At 55.4% G+C, this 21,274-nt stretch carries 18 protein-coding genes and 1 riboswitch; of the genes, 11 read left to right on the top strand and 7 right to left on the bottom strand.

Features of this window, described 5'->3' with window-relative positions; translation table 11 throughout:
• Positions 1-13 precede the first annotated feature (13 nt).
• A riboswitch (TPP riboswitch) is annotated at positions 14-120 on the bottom strand.
• A gap of 116 nt (positions 121-236) precedes the next feature.
• Complete coding sequence (locus TH4_RS04565; protein WP_064780121.1) at positions 237-2,600, bottom strand: Tex family protein; 2,364 nt, start codon at positions 2,598-2,600, stop codon at positions 237-239.
• 235 nt (positions 2,601-2,835) lie between these two features.
• Here TH4_RS04565 and TH4_RS04560 point away from each other — a divergent pair, with 235 nt between their 5' ends.
• Positions 2,836-3,597 (top strand): methyltransferase domain-containing protein, encoded by a 762-nt coding sequence (locus TH4_RS04560; RefSeq protein WP_064780120.1) that lies wholly within the window; start codon positions 2,836-2,838, stop codon positions 3,595-3,597.
• Between the two features lie 6 nt (positions 3,598-3,603).
• Positions 3,604-3,867 (top strand): DUF1674 domain-containing protein, encoded by a 264-nt coding sequence (locus TH4_RS20445; protein WP_064780119.1) that lies wholly within the window; start codon positions 3,604-3,606, stop codon positions 3,865-3,867.
• A gap of 86 nt (positions 3,868-3,953) precedes the next feature.
• Here the strand turns inward: TH4_RS20445 and rpe are convergent, their stop codons facing one another.
• Together rpe and TH4_RS04545 are read right to left on the bottom strand one after the other, a co-directional pair.
• The gene (gene rpe / locus TH4_RS04550; protein ID WP_064780118.1) at positions 3,954-4,619 is read right to left on the bottom strand and encodes a ribulose-phosphate 3-epimerase; all 666 of its coding nucleotides are present in this window, start codon (positions 4,617-4,619) and stop codon (positions 3,954-3,956) included.
• A gap of 132 nt (positions 4,620-4,751) precedes the next feature.
• Entirely contained in the window at positions 4,752-6,098 is a 1,347-nt protein-coding gene (locus TH4_RS04545; protein ID WP_064780117.1) for an RsmB/NOP family class I SAM-dependent RNA methyltransferase, read from the bottom strand.
• Between the two features lie 217 nt (positions 6,099-6,315).
• Here TH4_RS04545 and TH4_RS04540 point away from each other — a divergent pair, with 217 nt between their 5' ends.
• The 4 genes from TH4_RS04540 (at position 6,316) to purH (ending at position 12,937) form a co-directional block, all read left to right on the top strand.
• The gene (locus TH4_RS04540; protein ID WP_064780116.1) at positions 6,316-7,329 is read left to right on the top strand and encodes an MraY family glycosyltransferase; all 1,014 of its coding nucleotides are present in this window, start codon (positions 6,316-6,318) and stop codon (positions 7,327-7,329) included.
• Between the two features lie 124 nt (positions 7,330-7,453).
• Positions 7,454-9,403: a polysaccharide biosynthesis protein gene (locus TH4_RS04535; RefSeq protein ID WP_064780115.1), complete on the top strand. Its 1,950-nt coding sequence runs from the start codon at positions 7,454-7,456 to the stop codon at positions 9,401-9,403.
• 199 nt (positions 9,404-9,602) lie between these two features.
• Complete coding sequence (gene hglS, locus TH4_RS04530) at positions 9,603-11,015, top strand: 2-oxoadipate dioxygenase/decarboxylase HglS (protein WP_064780114.1); 1,413 nt, start codon at positions 9,603-9,605, stop codon at positions 11,013-11,015.
• A 344-nt stretch (positions 11,016-11,359) separates the two neighbouring features.
• The gene (gene purH / locus TH4_RS04525) at positions 11,360-12,937 is read left to right on the top strand and encodes a bifunctional phosphoribosylaminoimidazolecarboxamide formyltransferase/IMP cyclohydrolase (protein ID WP_064780454.1); all 1,578 of its coding nucleotides are present in this window, start codon (positions 11,360-11,362) and stop codon (positions 12,935-12,937) included.
• 76 nt (positions 12,938-13,013) lie between these two features.
• On the opposite strand, the gene TH4_RS04520 is transcribed toward purH, so the two are convergent.
• From TH4_RS04520 to hemC, 4 genes are read right to left on the bottom strand one after another with little or no spacing between them, the layout of a single operon-like run.
• Positions 13,014-14,438, bottom strand: coding sequence for a heme biosynthesis protein HemY (locus TH4_RS04520; protein ID WP_064780113.1), 1,425 nt, complete (start codon positions 14,436-14,438; stop codon positions 13,014-13,016).
• Positions 14,435-15,949 carry a COG4223 family protein gene (locus TH4_RS04515; RefSeq protein ID WP_064780112.1) on the bottom strand — a complete coding sequence of 505 codons (1,515 nt, stop codon included), beginning with the start codon at positions 15,947-15,949 and terminating at the stop codon, positions 14,435-14,437. Before TH4_RS04515 ends, TH4_RS04520 begins: the two co-directional genes overlap by 4 nt.
• A 57-nt stretch (positions 15,950-16,006) precedes the next feature.
• On the bottom strand, positions 16,007-16,726 hold the full coding sequence (locus TH4_RS04510) for a uroporphyrinogen-III synthase (protein WP_064780108.1): 720 nt from the start codon (positions 16,724-16,726) through the stop codon (positions 16,007-16,009).
• Positions 16,727-16,763: 37 nt separating this feature from the next.
• Complete coding sequence (gene hemC / locus TH4_RS04505) at positions 16,764-17,708, bottom strand: hydroxymethylbilane synthase (protein ID WP_064780107.1); 945 nt, start codon at positions 17,706-17,708, stop codon at positions 16,764-16,766.
• Positions 17,709-17,997: 289 nt separating this feature from the next.
• Between hemC and tsaD the strand changes: the two genes are divergently transcribed.
• The 5 genes from tsaD (at position 17,998) to TH4_RS04480 (ending at position 21,260) form a co-directional block, all read left to right on the top strand.
• Positions 17,998-19,056 carry a tRNA (adenosine(37)-N6)-threonylcarbamoyltransferase complex transferase subunit TsaD gene (gene tsaD, locus TH4_RS04500; protein WP_064780105.1) on the top strand — a complete coding sequence of 353 codons (1,059 nt, stop codon included), beginning with the start codon at positions 17,998-18,000 and terminating at the stop codon, positions 19,054-19,056.
• 68 nt (positions 19,057-19,124) lie between these two features.
• Positions 19,125-20,129 (top strand): NAD(P)H-dependent glycerol-3-phosphate dehydrogenase, encoded by a 1,005-nt coding sequence (locus tag TH4_RS04495; protein ID WP_064780103.1) that lies wholly within the window; start codon positions 19,125-19,127, stop codon positions 20,127-20,129.
• A 103-nt stretch (positions 20,130-20,232) separates the two neighbouring features.
• A complete protein-coding gene (locus TH4_RS04490) occupies positions 20,233-20,511 on the top strand; it encodes a YciI family protein (protein ID WP_008888584.1) in 279 nt (92 codons plus the stop codon).
• A 3-nt stretch (positions 20,512-20,514) separates the two neighbouring features.
• Positions 20,515-20,928 (top strand): EVE domain-containing protein, encoded by a 414-nt coding sequence (locus tag TH4_RS04485; RefSeq protein WP_064780101.1) that lies wholly within the window; start codon positions 20,515-20,517, stop codon positions 20,926-20,928.
• Positions 20,925-21,260 carry a Rieske (2Fe-2S) protein gene (locus TH4_RS04480; protein WP_064780099.1) on the top strand — a complete coding sequence of 112 codons (336 nt, stop codon included), beginning with the start codon at positions 20,925-20,927 and terminating at the stop codon, positions 21,258-21,260. The genes TH4_RS04485 and TH4_RS04480 overlap by 4 nt, the downstream gene beginning before the upstream one ends.
• The last annotated feature ends 14 nt before the right edge of the window (positions 21,261-21,274 follow it).

Genomic DNA, 21,274 nt, shown 5'->3' with positions numbered 1-21,274 from the left:
TGGAAAACGTCGTGATCCGCGTTCGCACCGTCCCTACGCCAGTATGAACTGGATCAGGTTCAAAGGGTCACTGCGCGGCAGTTTCTCAGCCCCCTTGTCGGGGCTCCCCTTGGTGAGTGCTCAACATGGGTTTTAAACCGTCTTCTGTCAATTCATCCAATCGGCATGATTGGGCAAAAGAAAAACGGCGGAATGGTATATGCCATCCCGCCGTTTCGAAGACTTTTTGCGACAGGTTACTTGCGACGTTCCATCGCGGCCTTGAGTGCGGCGGCCATTGCACCGCCATCACCGCCAGCGTTGCCACCGGCATTGCCACGACCTTGGCCGCCCTGATGGCGCGGGCCTGATGAATGCTGCGGACGGTTGCCGCGCGGTGCATCGCCGCGATTGTCGGCGCGCTTTTCACGTGTGGCTTCGTAATCCGGTGCGGATTTCATCGAAAGCCCGATACGTTTGCGCGGCGCATCAACTTCCATGACAGTGACCGACACAATCTGACCGGCCTTGACCACCTGACGGGGATCTTCGACGAACTTGTCAGCAAGTTGGGAAATATGGACAAGGCCATCCTGATGCACACCAATATCAACAAACGCCCCAAAGTTGGTGACGTTGGTGACCGTACCTTCAAGTTTCATGCCGGTACGTAGATCCTTGATCTCGTTGACACCTTCGGTGAATTTGGCGGTTTTGAATTCCGGCCGCGGGTCACGGCCGGGTTTGTCGAGCTCGGCAATGATGTCGCGGATGGTCGGAACACCGAATGTGTCATCGGCGAAATCTTCGGGGCGGAGTGTCTTGATAAAGGCCGAATCGCCGATCAGTTCAGCCAACGGCTTGGCGGCCTTGGTACTGATCTTTTCGACCAGCGGATAGGCTTCCGGGTGCACAGCCGATGCATCAAGCGGGTTATTCGCACCACGAATGCGCAAAAAGCCCGCACATTGCTCGAACGCCTTTGGTCCAAGACGCTCGACCTTTTTAAGATCCGCACGCGATTGGAACGCGCCATTGGAGTCGCGATACCCAACAATATTGCGCGCCAGCGTTTCGGTCAGGCCTGCCACACGGGTCAAAAGCGGGATGGAGGCGGTGTTAAGGTCAACGCCGACACCGTTCACGCAATCCTCAACCACGGCATCAAGCGACCGGGCCAGTTTGGTTTCCGATACGTCATGCTGATATTGCCCGACCCCGATGGATTTCGGCTCGATCTTCACCAGTTCTGCCAGCGGGTCTTGCAGGCGGCGTGCGATCGAGGCTGCACCACGGAGCGAAACATCAAGGTCGGGGAATTCTTCTGCGGCAAACTGCGATGCGGAATAAACAGACGCACCGGCTTCGTTGACGATCACCTTGGTGGCCTTGAGTGCTGGGAAGCGTTTAAGCATCTGACCGGCGAGTTCGTCGGTTTCACGTGAAAACGTCCCGTTACCAATCGCGATCAGTTCGATCTGATGGCGGGCCGCCAGTGCGGCCATGGTGTTGATCGCGCCTTCGACGTCATTGCGTGGCTGGAAGGGATAAACCGTTGCGGTATCGACCAGCTTGCCCGTGGCATCAACCACTGCGACCTTGACCCCGGTACGCACACCCGGATCAAGACCCATGGTGGCTTTTTGCCCGGCGGGGGCGGCGAGCAACAGGTCTTTCAGGTTGTCGGCAAAGACCTTGATGGCACCTTCCTCGGCGGAGTCACGAAGGGTGCCAAACAGATCCAGCTCAATCGACAGCGACAGTTTGACGCGCCAGGTCCAGCGCACAGTATCCATCAGCCACTTATCCGCCGCCCGACCCTTGTCGGCAATACCGACATGGGCGGCAATCATGACTTCGGCGCGGCCCGGCTGACTGCGCGGACGGTCTTCGTCTTCTTTGCCAAGGGTCAGTTTCAGTTGCAGGATATCTTCGTTGCGACCCCGGAAAAGCGCCAGTGCCCGGTGTGACGGACAGGTTTTGATTTTTTCGGAATGCTCGAAATAGTCCGAGAACTTGGCACCTTCGGCCTGTTTGCCCTCGATCACCGATGCGGTGATTTCACCTTCATTCCAGAGATGGTTACGCAGCTTGGCAACAAGGTCGGCATCCTCGGCAAAGCGTTCCATCAGGATCTGGCGCGCACCATCAAGGGCAGCCTTGGTGTCCTCAACACCTTTTTCGGCATCAACGAATTTGGCGGCTTCGGTTTCCGGATCAAGCGTCGGGTCGTTAAACAGTGCATCTGCCAGCGGCTCCAACCCGGCTTCGCGGGCAATCTGGGCCTTGGTGCGGCGCTTTTTCTTATAGGGCAGGTAAAGATCTTCAAGACGTGTCTTGGTGTCTGCCTCGTTGATCGCGGCCTCAAGTTCCGGCGTCAGCTTTTCCTGTTCGCGGATGCTTTCAAGCACGGATGCGCGACGTTCTTCAAGCTCGGTCAGATAGCGCAGGCGTTCTTCCAGCGTACGAAGTTGGGTGTCATCAAGCCCGCCGGTTTTTTCTTTACGGTAACGGGCGATGAACGGAACGGTGGAGCCTTCATTAAGCATCTCGATGGTGGCAATGACCTGTTCCGGACGAACCGAAAGTTCTTCGGCGATACGCTGTGGAATTGGACGCATGGTTTCTCCTTGTTTTGCTCGTACGCTTGGAATAGCGGCTTTGAGCGCGCCGGGAAAGAGTCTGTTTTCCCCAAATTTTTGTCCGCATCCACATCAGGATTCCCTGTTTGATTCCAAAGGCCTGAAATCATGTGGGTTTGTGCATGTCATACTGATCTGCTTGAAGCTTGCCGATTTCGCATCGGGGCGCTATTCCTGTGCTTTGAACTAAGGCTAAAAATCAGGTGAACAGTTAATGTCGGGCGCTGAGAACTACAAAAACGTATATGACGATGATTTTTTCGCCTATACATCGGGGATCTCATGGAAATCAGCACAAAAGGTTGTGCCGGTTTTCAGAGAACTTCTGCCGTTTTGTAAAAGTGTTGCCGATTTTGGCTGTGCTGAGGGCGTTTGGTTGAAGTGCTGGTTACTAAATGGTGTTGAAGATGTTGTCGGTGTTGATGGTGATTACGTCAATACTGATGCTCTTCACATTTCCAAAGAGGCGTTTTTTGCACGCAATCTGGATGAAGCAGTTGATCTTGGGCGCCGTTTCGACGTGGCGTGTAGCCTGGAGGTTGCTGAGCATCTCAGCCCTGAGAGCTCTCGCCAATTCGTGCAATCCCTCACCCGCCACTCCGATGTTGTGATTTTCTCGGCCGCTCCTCCTGGGCAGGGAGGGGAGTTTCATATGAACGAGCGGGAGTACGACGAGTGGCGCTCGTTCTTCCGTGACGAAGGCTATGAAGCATATGATTGTATCCGCCCGAAATTGAAGGGCTTTCACGATGTTTCATTTTGGTATCGCTACAACATTGTTCTATATGTGAAGCAGACAGTTGCTAACAAATTGCCGGAAGCGATCAAGGCAACCAAGGTCGATGCGAATGCTAAAATTCCGGATATTGCACCTCCGATCTTCAAGCTCCGGAAGTCTATCGTGAAATTGCTTCCGTATGGTCTGCAGAACAGACTGGCTGCACTAAACTCCAAACTCAGAAGCATTTCAGGATAAGGAAAGATGGCTGGAAAATTCCGTGAAACCGTCATCCACGAAGTACCCAAGGAAAAGGCAGAGCCGCAGGCCGATACAAATCCGGCACCTGATGAGATTGCGGGGGCGGAAGCCGCACCACAACTGTCTCAGGATGCAATCAATGCGCTTGCCGAAGCCAAGGCCGCCAAGGAAGCCGCCGCCAAGGCCCGCGAGATTGGCGGACCCAAAGGTCCGGAGCCGACCCGCTTTGGCGATTGGGAAAACAAGGGCCGCTGCATAGATTTCTGATCTGAACGCGCTTAAAGCAGACACGAAAAAGGCCGGAGCATTGTGCCCCGGCCTTTTTTTGTTTTTGCGATCAGCAAGGCAGCGAGTTACGCGCCGCGGATAGCCTTGATGTTGTTGGCATATTCAGACGGGCCGCCTTTGAAGGTGGCGGAACCAGCCACCAGAACATTGGCGCCAGCTTCGATAACCTTGGGCGCGATTTCCGGGTTTACGCCACCATCGACTTCAAGGTCGATATCGCGGCCGGTGGCATCAATCATCTTGCGGATGCGTTTGATTTTCTCAAGTTGGCTCGGAATGAATTTCTGGCCACCAAAGCCCGGGTTTACGGTCATAACCAGAACCAGATCGACCATGTCCATGACATATTCAATCACGCTTTCCGGGGTCGACGGGTTGAGCGAGACACCAGCCTTTTTGCCCAGTGACTTGATCAGCTGCAGCGAGCGATGCAGGTGCGGGCCAGCTTCGGCGTGGATCGTGATGATGTCAGAACCGGCATTGGCAAATGCCTCGATATAGGGGTCGACAGGCGCGATCATCAGATGCACATCAAACACCTTGTCGCTGTGTGGGCGCAGCGCCTTGACCACGTCCGGGCCAATCGTGATGTTCGGTACATAGTGACCATCCATCACATCGATATGGATATAGTCAGCACCGGCTTCGTCAACAGCGCGGACGTCAACGCCAAGCTGGGCGAAATCCGCCGAAAGGATCGAAGGTGCGATTTTAATATTTGACGTGGTCATGCGTCACAGGTCCTGAAGCAATGCGGGATATGGGAAATGCGCGGCCTTCATACCCCAGATTGCCCCTTATGTCACCCGAATGGGACTCATGGCTGCCTTGTGTGCGTCAAACCGTGATCTTGTGTTGGAAAATCAGGACTTTTTGACAAGGCGGGCACAGAAAAAGCCATCCATGCCGCCAAAATCGGTCATATGGATTGGAAGAATGCGCAATTCACCTGCATCGTTGATCGCCTCATCCCAACCACCCAGTTCGTCGGCGGTGATGGCTTTGCGTTCATAGTTCGGATGATCCGCCAGGAACGATTTGACCTGATATTCGCCTTCTTCGGGTTGCAGCGAACAGGTGCAGTAGATCAGCTCACCACCGACATTCAAAAGCTTGTCCGCCTGATTAAGCAGCTTGGTCTGAATGGGAAGAAGCGATTGCATCAGCTTGTCATTCTGACGCAGCAGAATGTCCGGATGGCGGCGAATGGTGCCGGTCGCAGAACAGGGTGCGTCCAATAGAACCGCATCGGCACGTGGCGTATCAGGCGCAAGATCGGTGGCATCGCCGGTGACAATAGCCGCACCAAGCGATACACGCTCTAGGTTTTCAAACACGCGTTTCAGGCGACCTTCGGATTTATCGACCGCAATTGCACTCGCCCCAAGGGATGCAATCTGCATGGTCTTGCCGCCCGGTGCGGCGCAAAGGTCATAGATGGTTTTGTCCTTGTAGGCCGAAAACAGGGTTGCCGGAATGGCGGCGGCTGCGTCCTGCACCCACCAGTCGCCATCCTTGTAACCCGGCAGATCGCGGATACGACGACCCGGTTCAAGCCGCACCGACCCGGTCGGCAGGACAATGCCATCCATCTTCTCCGCCCACTCGGCGGTCTGGCTGCGATCCTTGATCGACAGATCCAGCATCGCGTGGCCAAGGCTTGCTTCGGCGATGCCCTGGGCGATCTCGGCGCCATAGGCCTTTTTCCAGGATCCGCGCAGCCATGCCGGGATGTTGAGCTGCCAATCTTCAACGCCTTCCGGCCATTCAAAGCCGTCACGCTGCAGCCCACGCAGAACGGCATTGATCAGTTTGGTGTATTTATGCAAACCCGCATCACGCGCCAGATTGACCGTACTGTCGACCGCACCGTAGTCAGACGTATCCATAAAGAACAATTGCGCCGCACCAAGCCGCAGGATGTTGGTCAAGCGTGCTGCGACCCGGTCCTGTGGTGGTTGATAACGCGGGGCAAGCACCGCATCAATTTCGCCCAGATGGCGGAGCGTGGTGCCAAGCAATTGACGCAGGAAATTGCGATCAAGCGACGGCAGGCCATAGCCATGCTTTGACAGAAGTTCGTCCAACGTCACTTCACCGCCGCGCAGTTCCTGCAGGGTTTTAAGCGCAAGCATGCGCGGATCGGGTGCCTCTACCGCCTGTTTGCGGGGGGCATTGCGCGGGGATGGACGTGAACGACGTTCTGCCAAAGGGATATCTCCGGTTTTAGTTTATGTGCTGTAGTTAAGCGCAGCATGGCAAACTGTAAAGCATCAACCATGGTTTTGCGTGGCATGGCTGCTCTGTGCGGCTGTGTCGGGAATGTTGGCAGGATGGTGGGGCTGGCAGGGTGAAAAGCCTTGCGATAGGGAATGGGTCCGGCTAATCCAGGTGGATCAATCTGATGGGGACAAGGGCGATCCAACGATGACTTTTGCCGGACTTGCGACCTTTGCAAGCATCTTTCTGATCGGCTCGATGTTGCTGACGTGGGTGGTTCTGAACTATCTGCGGCGCAAGGCGATCCTTGATATGCCAAATCACCGTTCCAGTCACGCTGTACCGACCCCGCGTGGCGGCGGGCTTGCGGTGACGCCGCTTTTGATTGTGCTGGTTGCGGTCGTTTTTGCCTTTACCGGTGTTTCGGCTATTGGTGAATGGCTGATGCTGGGGGCCTGTGCCGGGCTCGCGTTGCTCAGTTGGCTTGATGATCGTCATGACCTCTCCGCGGCCAAGCGTTTTGCTGTGCAATTTATTGCGGTGATCATTGGCATATTGGCCCTTGATAAGCCGGTTCTGGGTGGACTGGTGCCGATCTGGCTGGATCACGTGTTGGTGGTGTTGGCTTGGGTGTGGTTCATTAATCTGTTCAATTTCATGGACGGGATTGACGGGATTACCGGGGTCGAGGCCGGGTCAATCGGCCTTGGGATTTTTGTGCTCGCGCTTTTTGTGCCGTTGCCGCAATTCATCGGGCTTGGCTATATCGGGCTTGGCATTCTTGCGATCATGATCGGGTTCCTGATCTGGAACTGGCATCCGGCGAAGCTGTTTCTCGGAGATGTCGGATCAATCCCGCTTGGCTTTATTCTGGGATGGCTGTTGTTAAAGGTCGCCTCCGAAGGGGCATGGGCCATCGCACTGATCTTGCCATCCTATTATCTGTTTGATGCAACATTTACCCTGATCAAACGCGCCTTGCGGCGCGAGAAAATCTGGCAAGCGCATCGCGAACATTTCTATCAGAAAGCCACCCAGCGTGGGTTTTCGCATGCCCGGGTGTCGATCATGATCCTTGCCAGCAACCTTATTCTGATTGCTGTTTGCTTTGCCCAAAGTGATACGCCGGACTGGATGCGGGTGATTGCAGCACTGATCGTTGTGTTGGGGCTTGTCGGTATGATGGTGAGAATGCCGGTTCGCGAAACACCCGGCACCTGATCGATCAGACTATTACGTGCATTGCTTGACTTGATGTGAGCAGAGCGCGAAAAGAAACCCTTATCCGTCTGTCGCCAAGCGGGTATATCCTTATAAAAACAGAAATCTGCCGGTAAGGGACCGCATGCTGCGATTATTTCAGCGAAGCCATATTGCCTTTGTCCATGACATCATCATGGCGGCACTTTCCTTCCCGTTGGCGCTCTATCTTCGGGTGGGGGACGGTGTGGTCTACTATGCGACGCAAAATATTCTGTTTTCGTCTGGCATTTTCACGCTGATCGCAGCCGTGTCCTTCTGGTATTTCGGTCTGTATCGTGGCATTTGGCGCTATGCATCGCTCAACGATGTGATCCGTATTGCCAAGGCCGTATCGGTTGCTGTCGCGGTTCTTTTTATTGTTCTGTTTCTGACCACACGTCTGGACTGGATGCCACGTTCGGCGCCAATCATTCAGTGGTTCCTTCTGATGGCCTTGCTTGGCGGGGCACGCCTGACCTATCGGATTACCAAGGACAAATCGACCGCACGCGCACTGGTGCGTCAGGGAACAGCACGTGTTTCGGTCTTGTTGATCGGCGCGGGCGATGAGGCAGAAGCCTTCATCCGTGAAACCGAACGATCTGCTAATACTCCGTTCAAGGTCATTGGTATCGTTTCGCTGACTCAGGGCCGGGTTGGTCGCAACATGCATGGTGTTGACGTTCTGGCGACTGTCGATCAGCTTGAAGATGTCATTCAGAAATTACAAAAGGGCAGGCATGGCTTGCCGCGCCGATTGGTGCTGAGTGGTGATGCACTGCGTCATGAAGACAATGCCAAGTGGGTCGAGATTGCTGATCGCTATGGCATGACTCTGGCCCGTTTGCCCAAGCTGGGCGATCTGCGTGAAGGCTTGGCCGATCCGCTGCAAATCCGCCCGGTGGCGATTGAAGATTTGCTCGGTCGCCCGCAGGCGCGACTGGATCGCGATCGTGTGCGAGAAATGATTGCTGGTAAGCGGGTATTGGTGACTGGTGCCGGCGGATCAATTGGTTCGGAACTGGTGCGTCAGATCGCATCTTATGGCCCGGACAGCCTGACCTTATTGGATGCCGGGGAATTCCAGCTTTACGCCATCGATATGGAAATGGCGGAAAAATATCCGGATTTGCCGCGTGAGAGCATCCTAGGGGATGTCCGCGATCAAACCCGCATCGGTCAGGTTTTTGATCTCTACAAGCCCGAAATAGTGTTCCATGCGGCGGCTTACAAGCATGTGCCGCTGGTCGAACACAACCCCAATGAAGGCATTCTGACCAACACGCTGGGCACGCGTAATGTGGCTGAGGCCTGTCGTGCCGCCGGTGTGGGCACAATGGTTCTGATTTCAACCGACAAGGCGGTGAACCCCGCCAATGTCATGGGCGCATCAAAGCGGCTGGCGGAATGTTATTGTCAGGCGCTGGAGACCCTGCCGCTTGATCAGCGCGGGTCGACCCGGTTTGTCACCGTGCGCTTTGGCAACGTTCTGGGTTCTACCGGGTCTGTGGTGCCCCTGTTCAAGCGCCAGCTTGAGGCGGGTGGGCCGCTGACTGTCACGCATGAAGGCATCACCCGATACTTCATGACCATTGCCGAGGCGGTGGAACTTGTTTTGCAATCAGCTGAACTTGGGCGCCACGGGGTGACCGAGGGCGGGAAGATCTTCGTCCTTGATATGGGCCGCCCGGTCAAAATCATCGATCTGGCGCGACAGATGATCCTGCTGTCTGGCTTACAGCCGGACAAGGACGTGGAAATCAAGGTCACCGGTTTGCGCCCGGGTGAGAAGCTTTATGAAGAGCTTTTCCACGATTCCGAACCGCCTGTCCAGACCGAGACCGATGGGGTGCTTTTGGCTGCCCCGCGTGTGGTGGATTATGGCCTGATCAAGCAGGTCTTTGATGCTTTGGAAGACAGTGCCACCAACCGCAACACTTCCAAAACGCTGGAGCTGATCAGCCAATTGGTGCCGGAATTCCAGCCGCCCGAGATCGGTGTGAAGTCGATCTTTGCAGGTAGCAACGGCAGTGAAACCGAGGCAGCCTCTTAAAAGCTGCTTCTCACTGCATTTCCAATTGTTGTTTCAATGATCTGCACGTTCATTCTTTGATGGAATGAATTCGTGCCAAATTGTCGTTTGTCATGCCCGAAACCGGATCATATTTTGCCATCCTGATGATGAATGGGAATGATTTTGCCGAGTAAGGCCATTCCACAGGTTCAATGTGATTCCGTCTTTTGGAGGCCCCATGTCGACAGACGCCTTTGTCCATCCCGATGAAATCCGTTCGATGTTTTCAAGCGCGATGTCCGACATGTATCGCAGTGAAGTGCCACAATACGGCACCCTGATGGAGCTGGTTTACGAGATCAATCAGAACAAACTGGAAGCCAATCCCAAACTTGCCGACAGCCTTGAATATAATGGCGAGCTTGAGCGTATCGACCTTGAACGCCACGGCGCGATCCGGCTCGGCAAACCAGAAGAGCTTTTTAATATGCGCCGCCTGTTTGCGGTCATGGGCATGCATCCGGTGGGCTATTATGATCTGTCTGTTGCCGGTGTGCCGGTACATTCAACGGCCTTCCGCCCGATAGACGAGGAAGCGCTTAAACGCAATCCGTTCCGTGTCTTTACCTCGCTCCTGCGTCTTGAATTGATCGAGGACGAGGATTTGCGTCATCAAGCCGAAAGCATCCTTGCCAAGCGCAACATCTTTACCGCGGATGCCACTAAGCTGATTTATCTGGCAGAGAAAAACGGCGGCCTGACCCGTATACAGGCCGAACAGTTCGTTGCCGAGGCACTGGAAACTTTCCGTTGGCATAGCGATGCGACCGTCACGCTTGAAACCTACCAGAAGCTTCATGACGCCCATCGCCTGATTGCCGATGTGGTCTGCTTCAAGGGGCCGCATATCAATCACCTGACGCCGCGCACCCTGGATATCGATGCGGTGCAGCAAGACATGCCCAAACGCGGCATCACGCCAAAGGCAATTGTCGAAGGCCCGCCCGCACGGTCTTGCCCGATCCTGCTGCGCCAGACCAGCTTCAAGGCGCTTGAAGAACGGGTGAACTTTATCGGTGATCGTCGTGATGAAACACTGGGCACCCATACCGCCCGCTTTGGTGAGATCGAGCAGCGCGGCATTGCCCTGACCGCCGAGGGTCGCAAGCTTTATGACACGCTTCTGGCCGCGACCCGTCATGCGGTGCAGATCAATGCCGGTGGATCCAACGCACGTGATTACGAAACAGAACTGGCGGATCGTTTCCGCGCCTTTCCGGATGATTATGAGACCTTGCGCGTCGAAAAGCTGGCCTTCTTCCGCTATAGCCCGACCAAGGCGGGTCTAAGTGCCGCCAAGAAAGGCGATCTTGATCCGGCAACTCCGGTCAATGAACTGGTCGATCAGGGCTATCTGCGCGCCGACCCGATCATTTACGAGGATTTCCTGCCAGTCAGTGCGGCCGGGATTTTCCAATCGAATCTTGGTAGTGACGAGCAGAAAAACTATTCAGAACAATCCAACCAGGACGTGTTCGAACAATGCCTTGGTGCGCCGGTTAGCGACGAACTTGCGCTTTATGCCGGGCTTGAGCACGCCTCACTTGCTGATGCGCTCAAAACACTGGGTGTGCGTAAAAACGTTGCCTGATCCAACACTTGGTAAAACCGGAACGGGGCGGCAGCGATGCCGTCCCGTTTTTTGCTGGTCGATAAGGTTTGCTGGCCTGATTGTTAAAACCCGCCATGCAAGAATTCGGGGTCCACATTTTGCGTCGCACATGCTAAAGCTCCGCGCGAAACATGGTTCGGACTCATTGATCATGTGTCGGCTCGGATTGGATAAACCTTTTTCCGATCCCTTTTGAAGGCCGGTTTGCCCGCACACTTTCATTTCGCATGCACGAGCAGCCATGCGCATTCCTGATTTTGTGGGCCGATATATCATCAATGGGTCCGCAACCTTCATCACATTGATGCATGAAAGCGAACCCAATGACTGCTCGTATTGCGCGCGCGCTTATTTCCGTTTCCGACAAGACCGGTCTGGTCGAATTCGCCAAATCCCTCCACGCACAGGGCGTTGAAATCCTGTCAACCGGTGGCTCTGCCAACGCGATTGAAGCCGCTGGCGTGCCGGTCAAGGAAGTTGCCGATCACACCGGTTTTCCCGAAATCATGGACGGTCGTGTCAAGACTCTTCATCCGAAGATTCACGGCGGCCTTCTGGGCCGCCGTTCTCTTTCCAGCCATATGCAGGCAATGGAAGATAACGACATTTCCCCGATCGATCTGGTTTGTGTGAACCTTTATCCGTTTGAAGAAACCGTTGCCAAGGGTGCCGATTTCGACACCTGCATCGAAAACATCGATATCGGCGGCCCAAGCATGATCCGCTCTGCGGCCAAGAACCACGAGTCCGTAACTGTGGTTGTTGATCCGTCCGATTATGACCGCGTCGTTGCCGAGATGAATGATAATGGTGGTGCCACCACGGCTGAAACCCGTCGCGTTCTGGCCGCCAAGGCCTTTGCGCGCACCGGTGCATATGACTCGGCGATTTCAAGCTGGTTTGCAGGTGAACTTGGTGAAACCTTCCCGCAGCGTCTGAATGTCTCTGCCGAACTGAAACAGACGCTGCGTTATGGCGAAAACCCGCATCAACAGGCCGCGTTCTACACCAACGGCAAAAACCGCCCGGGTGTGGCGACCGCGACCCAGCTTCAGGGCAAGGAACTGTCGTTTAACAACCTGAACGACACCGACGCCGCGTTCGAACTGGTATCCGAATTCGATGAAAAGCCGGCTGTTGCGATCATCAAGCATGCCAACCCGTGCGGCGTTGCCGAGGGTGACAGCCTGATTGATGCCTATCACAAGGCGCTGTCCTGTGATCCGGTATCGGCCTTTGGCGGCATCATTGCGCTCAACCGTACCCTTGATAAACAGACGGCCGAAGAAATCGCCAAACTGTTTGCCGAAGTCGTGATTTGCCCGGATGCCGATGACGCGGCCAAGGAAGTTCTGGCAGCGAAGAAAAACCTGCGTCTTCTGGTCACAGGTGGCATGGCCGATCCGGAAGGTGAAGACATGACCCTGCGTTCGCTGGCAGGCGGTTACCTGCTTCAGAACCGCGATGCGGGTCGTGTGAAACGCGAAGAGCTTAAGGTCGTGACCAAGCGCAAGCCGTCCGAGGCAGAGCTTGATGACCTTCTGTTTGCCTTCCGCGTTGGCAAGCACGTCAAATCAAACGCCATCGTCTATGTCAAAGACGGAAAGACGGTCGGTATCGGTGCTGGTCAGATGAGCCGTGTCGACAGCTCGCGCATTGCCGCATGGAAAGCGGAAGAAGCTGGCAAGAATGCTGGCGAAAGCGATCTGCGCACGCAAGGGTCGGTGGTTTCGTCGGACGCGTTCTTCCCATTCGCCGACGGCCTTTTGGCAGCAGTCAAGGCAGGTGCGACCGCTGTGATCCAGCCAGGCGGCTCGATGCGTGACGAAGAAGTCATCGCCGCAGCCGATGAAAATGACATTGCCATGGTCTTTACCGGCATGCGTCATTTCCGCCACTAGGCGTTTCGGACTTTAAAAGCAAAACCCCGCAAGGCAGCCTTGCGGGGTTTTGTGTTGATTGCATCAGAACGAAACATCAGGCTTGGACGGTTGCCTTGCCATCTTTGGCGCCATCCGAATCTGTATCCTGATCAATCAGGACGCCAGTCTGTGTAATCGCAGACGGTTTTGCGGTTTCCGGTTCTGCGTTTTCCTTGGCGGCGTCATCCTGATGAACACGAAGCGGTGCGCGCCAGTCGACACTGCCAAATGAATGACAGGACGGGCAGGAAACAACCCAGCGGTCAGTTTCGGCCCCGCAGGCCCCGCAACGCCAATCCGGATCCGGGTTGGCATGGCTTGCCTTGATCAGCAATTCACGGGCCTTCGCGCCATCCTGATTTTCACGCAGTTCAAGATCGGCCAACAGCCGGTAATGCCGGGCTTCTGCCTTGGTGGCCATGGCCTTTTCAAGGTTGCCGCGCGCAATTCCCCAAAGATCGGCTTCAAGCGCTGCTTCGGCCAGAACAATCTGGCTTTCGACATGACTAGGGTTGGTCGCGACAAGTTTTTCGACCGTTTTGACTTTTGCCAATGGATCGCCGGTCAGCGTTTCGCGGAAAATCGCACCCAATGCTGCCGACGGCGCCGTGCCCCAGCTTTGCATTACGACGTCGCGTGCCTTGTTATCCTGTTTCAGATCACGATAGAGCCCGGCCAGAAGCACAGCTGCACCGGTGAAATCGGGTGCAGAATTCAGCGCCTTGCGCAAAAGCTTGGTGGCTTCTGCGTTTTCGCCTTCGGCAATCGCGCCTTCTGCCTTGGCCGTGATCAAAAGTGCACGGCGATGTGTCAGTTCGTTTTCGCTAAAGACGGCGGCCTTTTCTGCATCAACCAACAGGCTAAGCGCCCGGTCCCAGCGTCTTGAGGTCAGCAGCAAGTCAAACAGTGTAACGATGACCGCCGGATTGCGTGGACGCAGACGGTGTGCCCGTTCCGCATAATCAAGGGCGGCTTCGCGGTCATTGGCCTTCAACGCCAATTGCAAAAGGCCCCGCAGCCCAAAGAATGCGGAGTCGGGTTTTTCCAGCATGGCCTCGAACTGGCGCTTGGCGGCGTCATTATTGCCGTCCAATTCTGCCGCCTGTGCTGTCAGAAGCCGGGTCAGGGTATCGTCTTCAAGATACCGGTCGACCGCACGGGTATGTTTCAGCGCCTGGCGCACATCGCCTGACGCCAGTTCCAGCAATCCCATGGTCAGGGCTTGCTGGCCTTTCTTGCGACGACGGCTGCCCAGCAGACGGCCAAGCCAGCCCGGCGAATTGGCAATGATTGTCCAGCCGCGCCACAGTAGAACGAGCACGGCGGTTAGCGCCAAAAGGCCCAGCGCGACCATGCCAATCGATCCGTCAAAGCGATATCCCAGCCAGACAATCGTCATGCGGCCCGGATTATCGGCAAACCAGACGGTGCAGAAAACCAGCGCTGCTGTAATAAGGATAAATATCAGAAGGCGGATCATTGACTGCCCTCCGAACTGGTACTGGTCAGAATGGTAATCGCATGAGAACTCAGCGTCGCAATTGCCTGATTAAGGGTCCGACGGTTTTCGGCAGCCTCAAGCCAGTCACTTACCGCAGCCGCGGCATGGTCACCTTCGACCCCCTGAAGGGCGGCAACGGCGGCATCAAGATCATCCTGCGCCAACGCGTTTTCCGCCAGAACCAGACGACCTTCAAGCGACTCTTCGCCTGCGGCATCAACGCGCCGGATCGGAACCAGCTTCTTGATGTTGGCCCAAGTCGCATCAAGGACACTGCCCGAATGATCATCTGTGGCAGCTGCAACTGCTTCCTGTGCCATCGCCGGGAAAGATTGACGCAGTTTTTCAAGGGTCGGCGCGCCTTGATCTGCCAACGGTTTCAGGGTTGCGATCTGTTCTTCAATGACTTCGTCATCGCCTGCACTGCGTTCAAGCTGGTTCAGGGCAATCACGAACGGTCCACCACGTTGAAGGGCATCGCGCAGGATGGTCACGGCCATGGCAATAGCCTGACCACGGCTTTCAACCCGCAGACCGCTGGTCGCACGGATTTCTTCCTCCATGGTTGACAGGCGAGCAGACAGCTCGCGCATTTCATTGGCGACACCAGCCAGTTCGCTTTCGACCCGTGCCAGTTCCTCGATCGGGGCGGTACGGGTTTCGATCTCTGCCATGCGGCGCGCAACCGTGTTGTTCAGCGTATCGCCACGTTCATTGTTCAGACGTTCGCGAAGCGCATCAATCGTGCCTTCCAGACGCGAAAGGCGTTCGGTCAGGTCCGGGTCAATGACAACAGATCCATCCGGGATGGGGTTTGAGTTCGCTGTAGAGGCGCTTTCATCCGTAACAGTTGGAAGCATCCCCTCGGTTGCCAACACGCCGTCATCCTTTTCGGCCATGGCGGCATCTTCGTTGGGGGCAGGAGGCGTTGCACCATCAGATGAACCATTGTCTGACGGGGTGTTGGTGACTGTAATCTCGCTGCCATTGGTCGCATCCGGGCCGTAGCCCTCAGGTGCGATTTCGGCAAGAATGTCGCTTGGTACATACTGGGTCAGAACCGGTTCTGCATCGCGCCACCAGATTGCGCGTGTCAGCCAGCCTGCGGCCAGGGCACCGACGATAATGATCACAAACAAAAACAGCGCTTTGCCACCGCCGCTTTTCTGTTTTGCGGGCGCGCTTGATTTCGCTGTAGATGTCTTTTTATCGTCAGCGGCTTTGGTGTCGGGTTTTGACGTATCGGTTGCTGCGGCAGTTGTGCTGCTTGCGGTTTTGTCCGCAGGGCCGCCGTCCTTTTTCGCAGTGGTTTCACCAGATTTGATCGTACCTGAGTTTGGCACGCTGGATTTGGCAGTTGTGCCGGTATCGGCCGTTTTGGCGGACGATTTCGCATTGCCTTTGCTGTCGACGGAAATGGTGTCGGACGACTCTTTGGTGTCGGCCGATTTTGCGGAAGCATTGGTTTTTGGCGTTTCTGGTGTTTTCACGATCAGACCATTGCAGTTTGCGGTTATTCCCAAAACGGCGTCAGGCGCAGGAAGCCATTACGACAGGGACCCTAGCTCGGAAAGAAGGTATTCTTGTGTCGGTTGTGATGCAACGCGTGTTCTATACCATGTAAGATCGGATATCTTCGATTGCACCGCCGGACTTAGGCAAATCGCGCTTGTTCCGGACAAGTCTCTTTCCAGCTTATAGCTGCGGACCAGCTTAACAAAGGTTTCCGCAGTGCGGGGAGAGAAAAATAAAACAGCTTCAATATGATGATTGCGAAGCGCCTCTAAAACGTCTTCTGGGACCGAATTGCTTTCGTGTGCTTCATAAACGGTTTGCCGATCGACTTCATATCCATCAGTCAAAAGCATTTGGCCAAGATCACCCGCCGTTTTACGTGCGGCTGGATGGAAAAGTGGTCCATGTGCAGGATCAACTTTTTTGCGAATTAACGTTGCCAGATCGTTGATGTCACCATTAGCCGAATAAACATCATCAAAGCCAAATGTGGCGCACATTCTGGCCGTTGCGTCACCAACACAATAGGCAGGAAGCGACCGATCCCCGGTCAGTTTGGCAAATGCCCGGACCCCGTTCGCCGATGTGAAAATCACCGCTTGGTATTTCTTGATATCAAGCGGGCCTGTGGGCACTGGAAAGGTAATATTCAGCATTGGCGCAGACAGGTGACGATAGCCGCGCTTATCAAGTGCTGCCAAAAGGTCGGTAGAGTCGGTATCGGGCCGGGTATTTAGCACCAAGGGTCCCATCTGCGTCCCTGTCTGTTGCCTAGGGTCCTGATTCTAGTCAGGCGGTAATGAAGTCCGGTCCGCCACGTTGCTTGAGTTCTTCACCGGCATCCGTGCCAGCCGCCATCGCTGTTGCGATATCGGGTTTGGCGACCATGCGTTCGGTATCAAGGCGTTCGCTGCCGTCCGGGCGCACAATCGATACACGCAGGCGCAGGCTGCCATCATCCTGAAACTCGGCCAGTGCTGCGATCGGGGTGCGGCATGATCCATCAAGTGCCTTAAGCGCTGCACGTTCTGCTGCCACGCGAATGGCAGAGGTTTCGCAATGAAGCGCAGCAAGCCATTTTTTGCACTGTGCATCATCTTCACGGATGGTAATGCCAATGGCGCCTTGCGCAACTGCCGGCAACATATCGTCTTCGGAAATCGGGGCTGTGGCGATGTCGGGCTGCCCCAAACGGTTCAGGCCCGCCATTGCCAGAAGTGTGGCATCAACCTGTTCTTCGCTGAGTTTGCGCAAACGGGTTTGCACATTCCCGCGGAACGTCACCACCTTGAGGTCGGGATATTTGTTCAGGATCATGGCCTGACGACGAAGGCTGGCCGATCCGATCACGGACCCGGCGGGCATTTCGGCAAAGCTTTTGTATTTCAGCGAAATAAATGCATCGCGGACATCTTCGCGCGGCAGGATGGTTGGCAGGATCATGCCATCGGGCAGAACAGTTGGCACATCCTTCATGCTGTGAACAGCCAGGTCGATTTCGCCACCCAGAAGGGCGTCATCGATTTCCTTGGTAAACAGTCCCTTGCCGCCGATTTCCGACAAGGCGCGATCAAGGATCTTGTCGCCGGTTGTGGTGATCACGGTGACGGCAATTGCACCTTCTTCGGCTAGTTCCGGATGGGCATTTGCCAGTTTGTCACGGACCTCATGCGCCTGTGCCAAAGCCAGGGGCGAACCGCGGGTACCGATGCGAAGTTTTGCTGTATCTGTCATGAGTGAAGTCTTAGTCTTAAAACTGTTTAAAAACAAGGTCCGCGGGCAGCCTAGTGCCACCGGCAACAGGCTGAATTTTCGGTTATTGTAATCGCTCGAAACTGGGCTGCATTGATTTAGGTCGCGGTTCAAAATTTTCGCTGCCTTCGTGAAGCGCGATAACTGCATATGGCACTTGCGCTGCACGGGGGTGGAAAGCGCAGGAACTTTCCGCTACATCATCGTCACACCTGTAATAGGATTCCGATTGCCGTCCGTGTCGGCAGAGTTGGTAAAACGGATCAGGATCATGATCGTTCTGGGTATCGAAACAAGTTGTGACGAAACGGCCACTGCTGTCGTGAACGACAAGCGCGAAATTCTGGCAAACCGTGTGCTGTCTCAGCTTGACGATCATCGACCCTATGGCGGTGTGGTGCCGGAAATTGCCGCACGTGCCCATCTTGAACATCTTGATCGTCTGGTGGCCGAGGCCATGGATGATGCCGGTGTTGATTTTGATGATCTTGATGCCGTTGCTTGCACCGGGGGGCCGGGGCTGATCGGTGGCGTGATGGTTGGTACCATGACGGCAAAGGCGATTGCCTTTGCCGCCCAAAAACCTTTTCTTGCCGTCAATCATCTGGAAGGTCACGCGCTGACTGTGCGTTTGACCGATGACGTCGCCTTTCCCTATCTGCTGTTGCTGGTGTCCGGTGGCCATTGTCAGGTCCTGATCGTCGAGGGTGTTGGCAAGTACAAGCGCATCGGCACCACCATTGACGACGCGGTCGGCGAGGCGTTTGACAAAACCGCCAAGATGATGGGGCTAGGCTATCCCGGTGGTCCCGCGCTTGAAAAGGTCGCCGCCAAGGGTGATCCGAACCGGTTCGGTTTGCCGCGCCCGTTGCGTGGAAGGCCAGGGTGTGACTTCTCCTTCTCGGGTCTCAAGACAGCTGTTCGGACCTATCTGGATGGCTTCCCGGTCGAACAACAAACCGATGAGGTCAAAACCGACCTTGCTGCATCTTTCCAGCGTGCGGTGGGTGACACCCTGATTGATCGCGCGCGCAATGCCGTGTTTGAATTCATGCGCGATTACCCCGGCGGCAAAACGCTGGTGCTTGCCGGCGGGGTTGCGGCCAACAAGTATCTGCGTGGGCGTCTTGTGGAACTGACCGATCAGGCCGGGATGGAGCTGGTCGCGCCACCGCTTCACCTTTGTACCGACAATGCCGTGATGATTGCCTGGGCAGGGTTGGAGCGATTCCGTCTGGGTGAACGCGATGATCTTGATTTCAAGCCGCGTCCGCGCTGGCCACTGGATCCTGAGGCCCCCAAACGCCCGGGTGCCGGGGTCAAGGCGTAAGGTCCATCTGCCGCGTTTGACGTATTTGCCGATCCTCGAAACAACTTCATTTTTGCCGGACAAACATCATGAAAAAGCGCATTACAGTTGTGGGTGGCGGTGCTTGGGGAACGGCTCTGGCTGTGCAGGCTGTGCGGGCCGGTGAAGACGTTGAACTGATTTTGCGCAATGAAGAACTGACTGATCGGATCAACACCAAAGGTGAGAACGATCTTTACCTGCCGGGTATAGAGCTTCCGGGGGCGTTGCGGGCAACCACACATTACGAAGGTCTGCGCGATTCTGATGCGGTTTTGCTGGTGACACCGGCACAGCATTTGCGTGAGACCCTGATCAAGCTGTCATCGCATTGGCCAGATCAGCTTCCGGCGGTAATTTGCTGCAAGGGCATTGAAAAGGAAACCGGTGCCCTGATGGCACAGGTGGTCTCCGAAACCCTTGGAAACGTGCCGGTAGCGGTTTTGTCTGGCCCGACCTTTGCCAAGGAGGTCGCGATCGGCCTGCCAGCCGCAATCACGCTGGCCTGTGAAGACCGTGCCTTGGGCAAACGGCTGGTGGAGTTGATCGGCACGCCGGAATTCCGCCCCTATTTCAGTACCGACGTAGCTGGTGTTGAGGTGGCTGGCGCGATCAAGAACGTTCTGGCGATTGCCAGTGGCGTGGTGGCCGGACTGAAACTGGGTGACAACGCCCGTGCAGCCCTGATTACCCGTGGTATTGCCGAAATGTCACGTCTGGCGGTTGCTATGGGCGGCCGGGTTGAAACCATGCTGGGCTTGGCCGGTCTTGGTGACTTGACCCTGACCTGCACCGGCACGTTGTCACGCAATTACACCTTTGGCGTCGCACTGGGCGAAGGTCGCAAGGCACAGGACATTCTGGCCGAACGCCGTTCCGTCACTGAGGGCGTGCATACCGCGGCATCCATCACCGCCGTTGCCAGCAAATATGGTGTCGAAATGCCGATCTGTACGGCTGTTGATCAGGTCGCCAATCACGATGCGGATCTGCGCAGCACAATTAATGCCCTGCTGCAGCGCCCGTTCCGTGACGAGCTTGAAAAGGCCGACTGATTTTTCACATCGCGGATTGGCACAGTGTTGGTTCGGCTTGAGAATGGCTGAACCATCTGTCACATTACGGTCATTGATCCCATAAAGTAGCAGGAAACAGTCCATGCATTTCTACATCCGTTGTGTTGACAAGCCCGGCCACCTTGATGTGCGCAAGGCCAACCGCGAAGACCATCTTGCCTATATCAAAGGCGGTTTTGCTGATCGCATCGTTGCGGCTGGTCCGACCCTTGATCCCGATATGGAAGGCATGAATGGTTCGGTCTTTATCATCGAGTTTGATGCCATCGAAGATGCGCGCGAATTTGCTGCCAATGATCCTTATGCCAAGGCTGGCCTGTTCGAATCTGTTGTTATTCGCCCGTTCAAGAAGGTCTTCTGATCCATGGCGTATTGGCTGGTCAAAACCGAACCGGGAAGCTGGTCGTGGGACGATCAGGTCAAGAAGGGTGTTGAAGGCTGGGATGGTGTGCGGAACCATCAGGCAGCCAAGAACCTGCGCGCAATGAAAATCGGCGACAAGGCGTTCTTTTATCACTCGGTCAATGAAAAACGCATAGTCGGGATTGTTAAAGTGGTGCGCGAATATTACCCGGATCCGACCGATGAGAAGGGCAAGTTTGTTCAGGTTGATTTCGAGACAGTCAAGCCGCTGAAAACGCCAGTGACCCTTGCCGATATCAAGGCCGATCCGCGCTTTTCTGATCTCGCCTTGCTCAAGCAATCGCGTCTGTCGGTCATGCCGATTGATGAAGCGTCCTGGGCTGCGATCTGCGAGATGGGCGGGGTCGACCCATGAGTGACCTTCCTGCGGCGGGAACGGTCCTTTGCGCGCTTAGCGATCTTGATGCCACCGGCGCAAAGGGTCTTAATCTTGGCGGCACAGGCATTTTTGTCGTGCGCAGTGGTGACGACGTCTTTGGCTATATCAACAGCTGCCCGCATATCGGTGTACCACTGGATATGGAACCAGATGAATTCATCAGCGACTTTGGCGATGAAATCATCTGTTCGACCCATGGCGCACGCTTTCGCATCGAGGACGGTGAATGTTTATCCGGCCCGTGCACGGGTGATATGCTTGAACCGGTTGCAGTGAAAATAAAAGACGATCAGGTCGTTTTGGCCTGATCGTCTATCGGCAT

Origin of the sequence: Thalassospira tepidiphila MCCC 1A03514 (assembly GCF_001662875.1) — a bacterium.
GTDB lineage: Bacteria > Pseudomonadota > Alphaproteobacteria > Rhodospirillales > Thalassospiraceae > Thalassospira > Thalassospira tepidiphila.
The sequence above is the reverse complement of the archived record's forward strand: the minus strand, read 5'-3'. Positions and strand labels throughout refer to the sequence as shown.

Coding starts and splice junctions, on each gene's coding strand:
- TH4_RS04520 (WP_064780113.1), bottom strand. CDS start 14,438: ATGATCCGCCTTCTGATATTTATCCTTATTACAGCAGCGCTGGTTTTC.
- TH4_RS04490 (WP_008888584.1), top strand. CDS start 20,233: ATGCATTTCTACATCCGTTGTGTTGACAAGCCCGGCCACCTTGATGTG.
- hglS (WP_064780114.1), top strand. CDS start 9,603: ATGTCGACAGACGCCTTTGTCCATCCCGATGAAATCCGTTCGATGTTT.
- TH4_RS20445 (WP_064780119.1), top strand. CDS start 3,604: ATGGCTGGAAAATTCCGTGAAACCGTCATCCACGAAGTACCCAAGGAA.
- TH4_RS04485 (WP_064780101.1), top strand. CDS start 20,515: ATGGCGTATTGGCTGGTCAAAACCGAACCGGGAAGCTGGTCGTGGGAC.
- TH4_RS04495 (WP_064780103.1), top strand. CDS start 19,125: ATGAAAAAGCGCATTACAGTTGTGGGTGGCGGTGCTTGGGGAACGGCT.
- hemC (WP_064780107.1), bottom strand. CDS start 17,708: ATGACAGATACAGCAAAACTTCGCATCGGTACCCGCGGTTCGCCCCTG.
- tsaD (WP_064780105.1), top strand. CDS start 17,998: ATGATCGTTCTGGGTATCGAAACAAGTTGTGACGAAACGGCCACTGCT.
- TH4_RS04565 (WP_064780121.1), bottom strand. CDS start 2,600: ATGCGTCCAATTCCACAGCGTATCGCCGAAGAACTTTCGGTTCGTCCG.
- TH4_RS04535 (WP_064780115.1), top strand. CDS start 7,454: ATGCTGCGATTATTTCAGCGAAGCCATATTGCCTTTGTCCATGACATC.
- rpe (WP_064780118.1), bottom strand. CDS start 4,619: ATGACCACGTCAAATATTAAAATCGCACCTTCGATCCTTTCGGCGGAT.
- purH (WP_064780454.1), top strand. CDS start 11,360: ATGACTGCTCGTATTGCGCGCGCGCTTATTTCCGTTTCCGACAAGACC.
- TH4_RS04510 (WP_064780108.1), bottom strand. CDS start 16,726: ATGGGACCCTTGGTGCTAAATACCCGGCCCGATACCGACTCTACCGAC.
- TH4_RS04480 (WP_064780099.1), top strand. CDS start 20,925: ATGAGTGACCTTCCTGCGGCGGGAACGGTCCTTTGCGCGCTTAGCGAT.
- TH4_RS04540 (WP_064780116.1), top strand. CDS start 6,316: ATGACTTTTGCCGGACTTGCGACCTTTGCAAGCATCTTTCTGATCGGC.
- TH4_RS04560 (WP_064780120.1), top strand. CDS start 2,836: ATGTCGGGCGCTGAGAACTACAAAAACGTATATGACGATGATTTTTTC.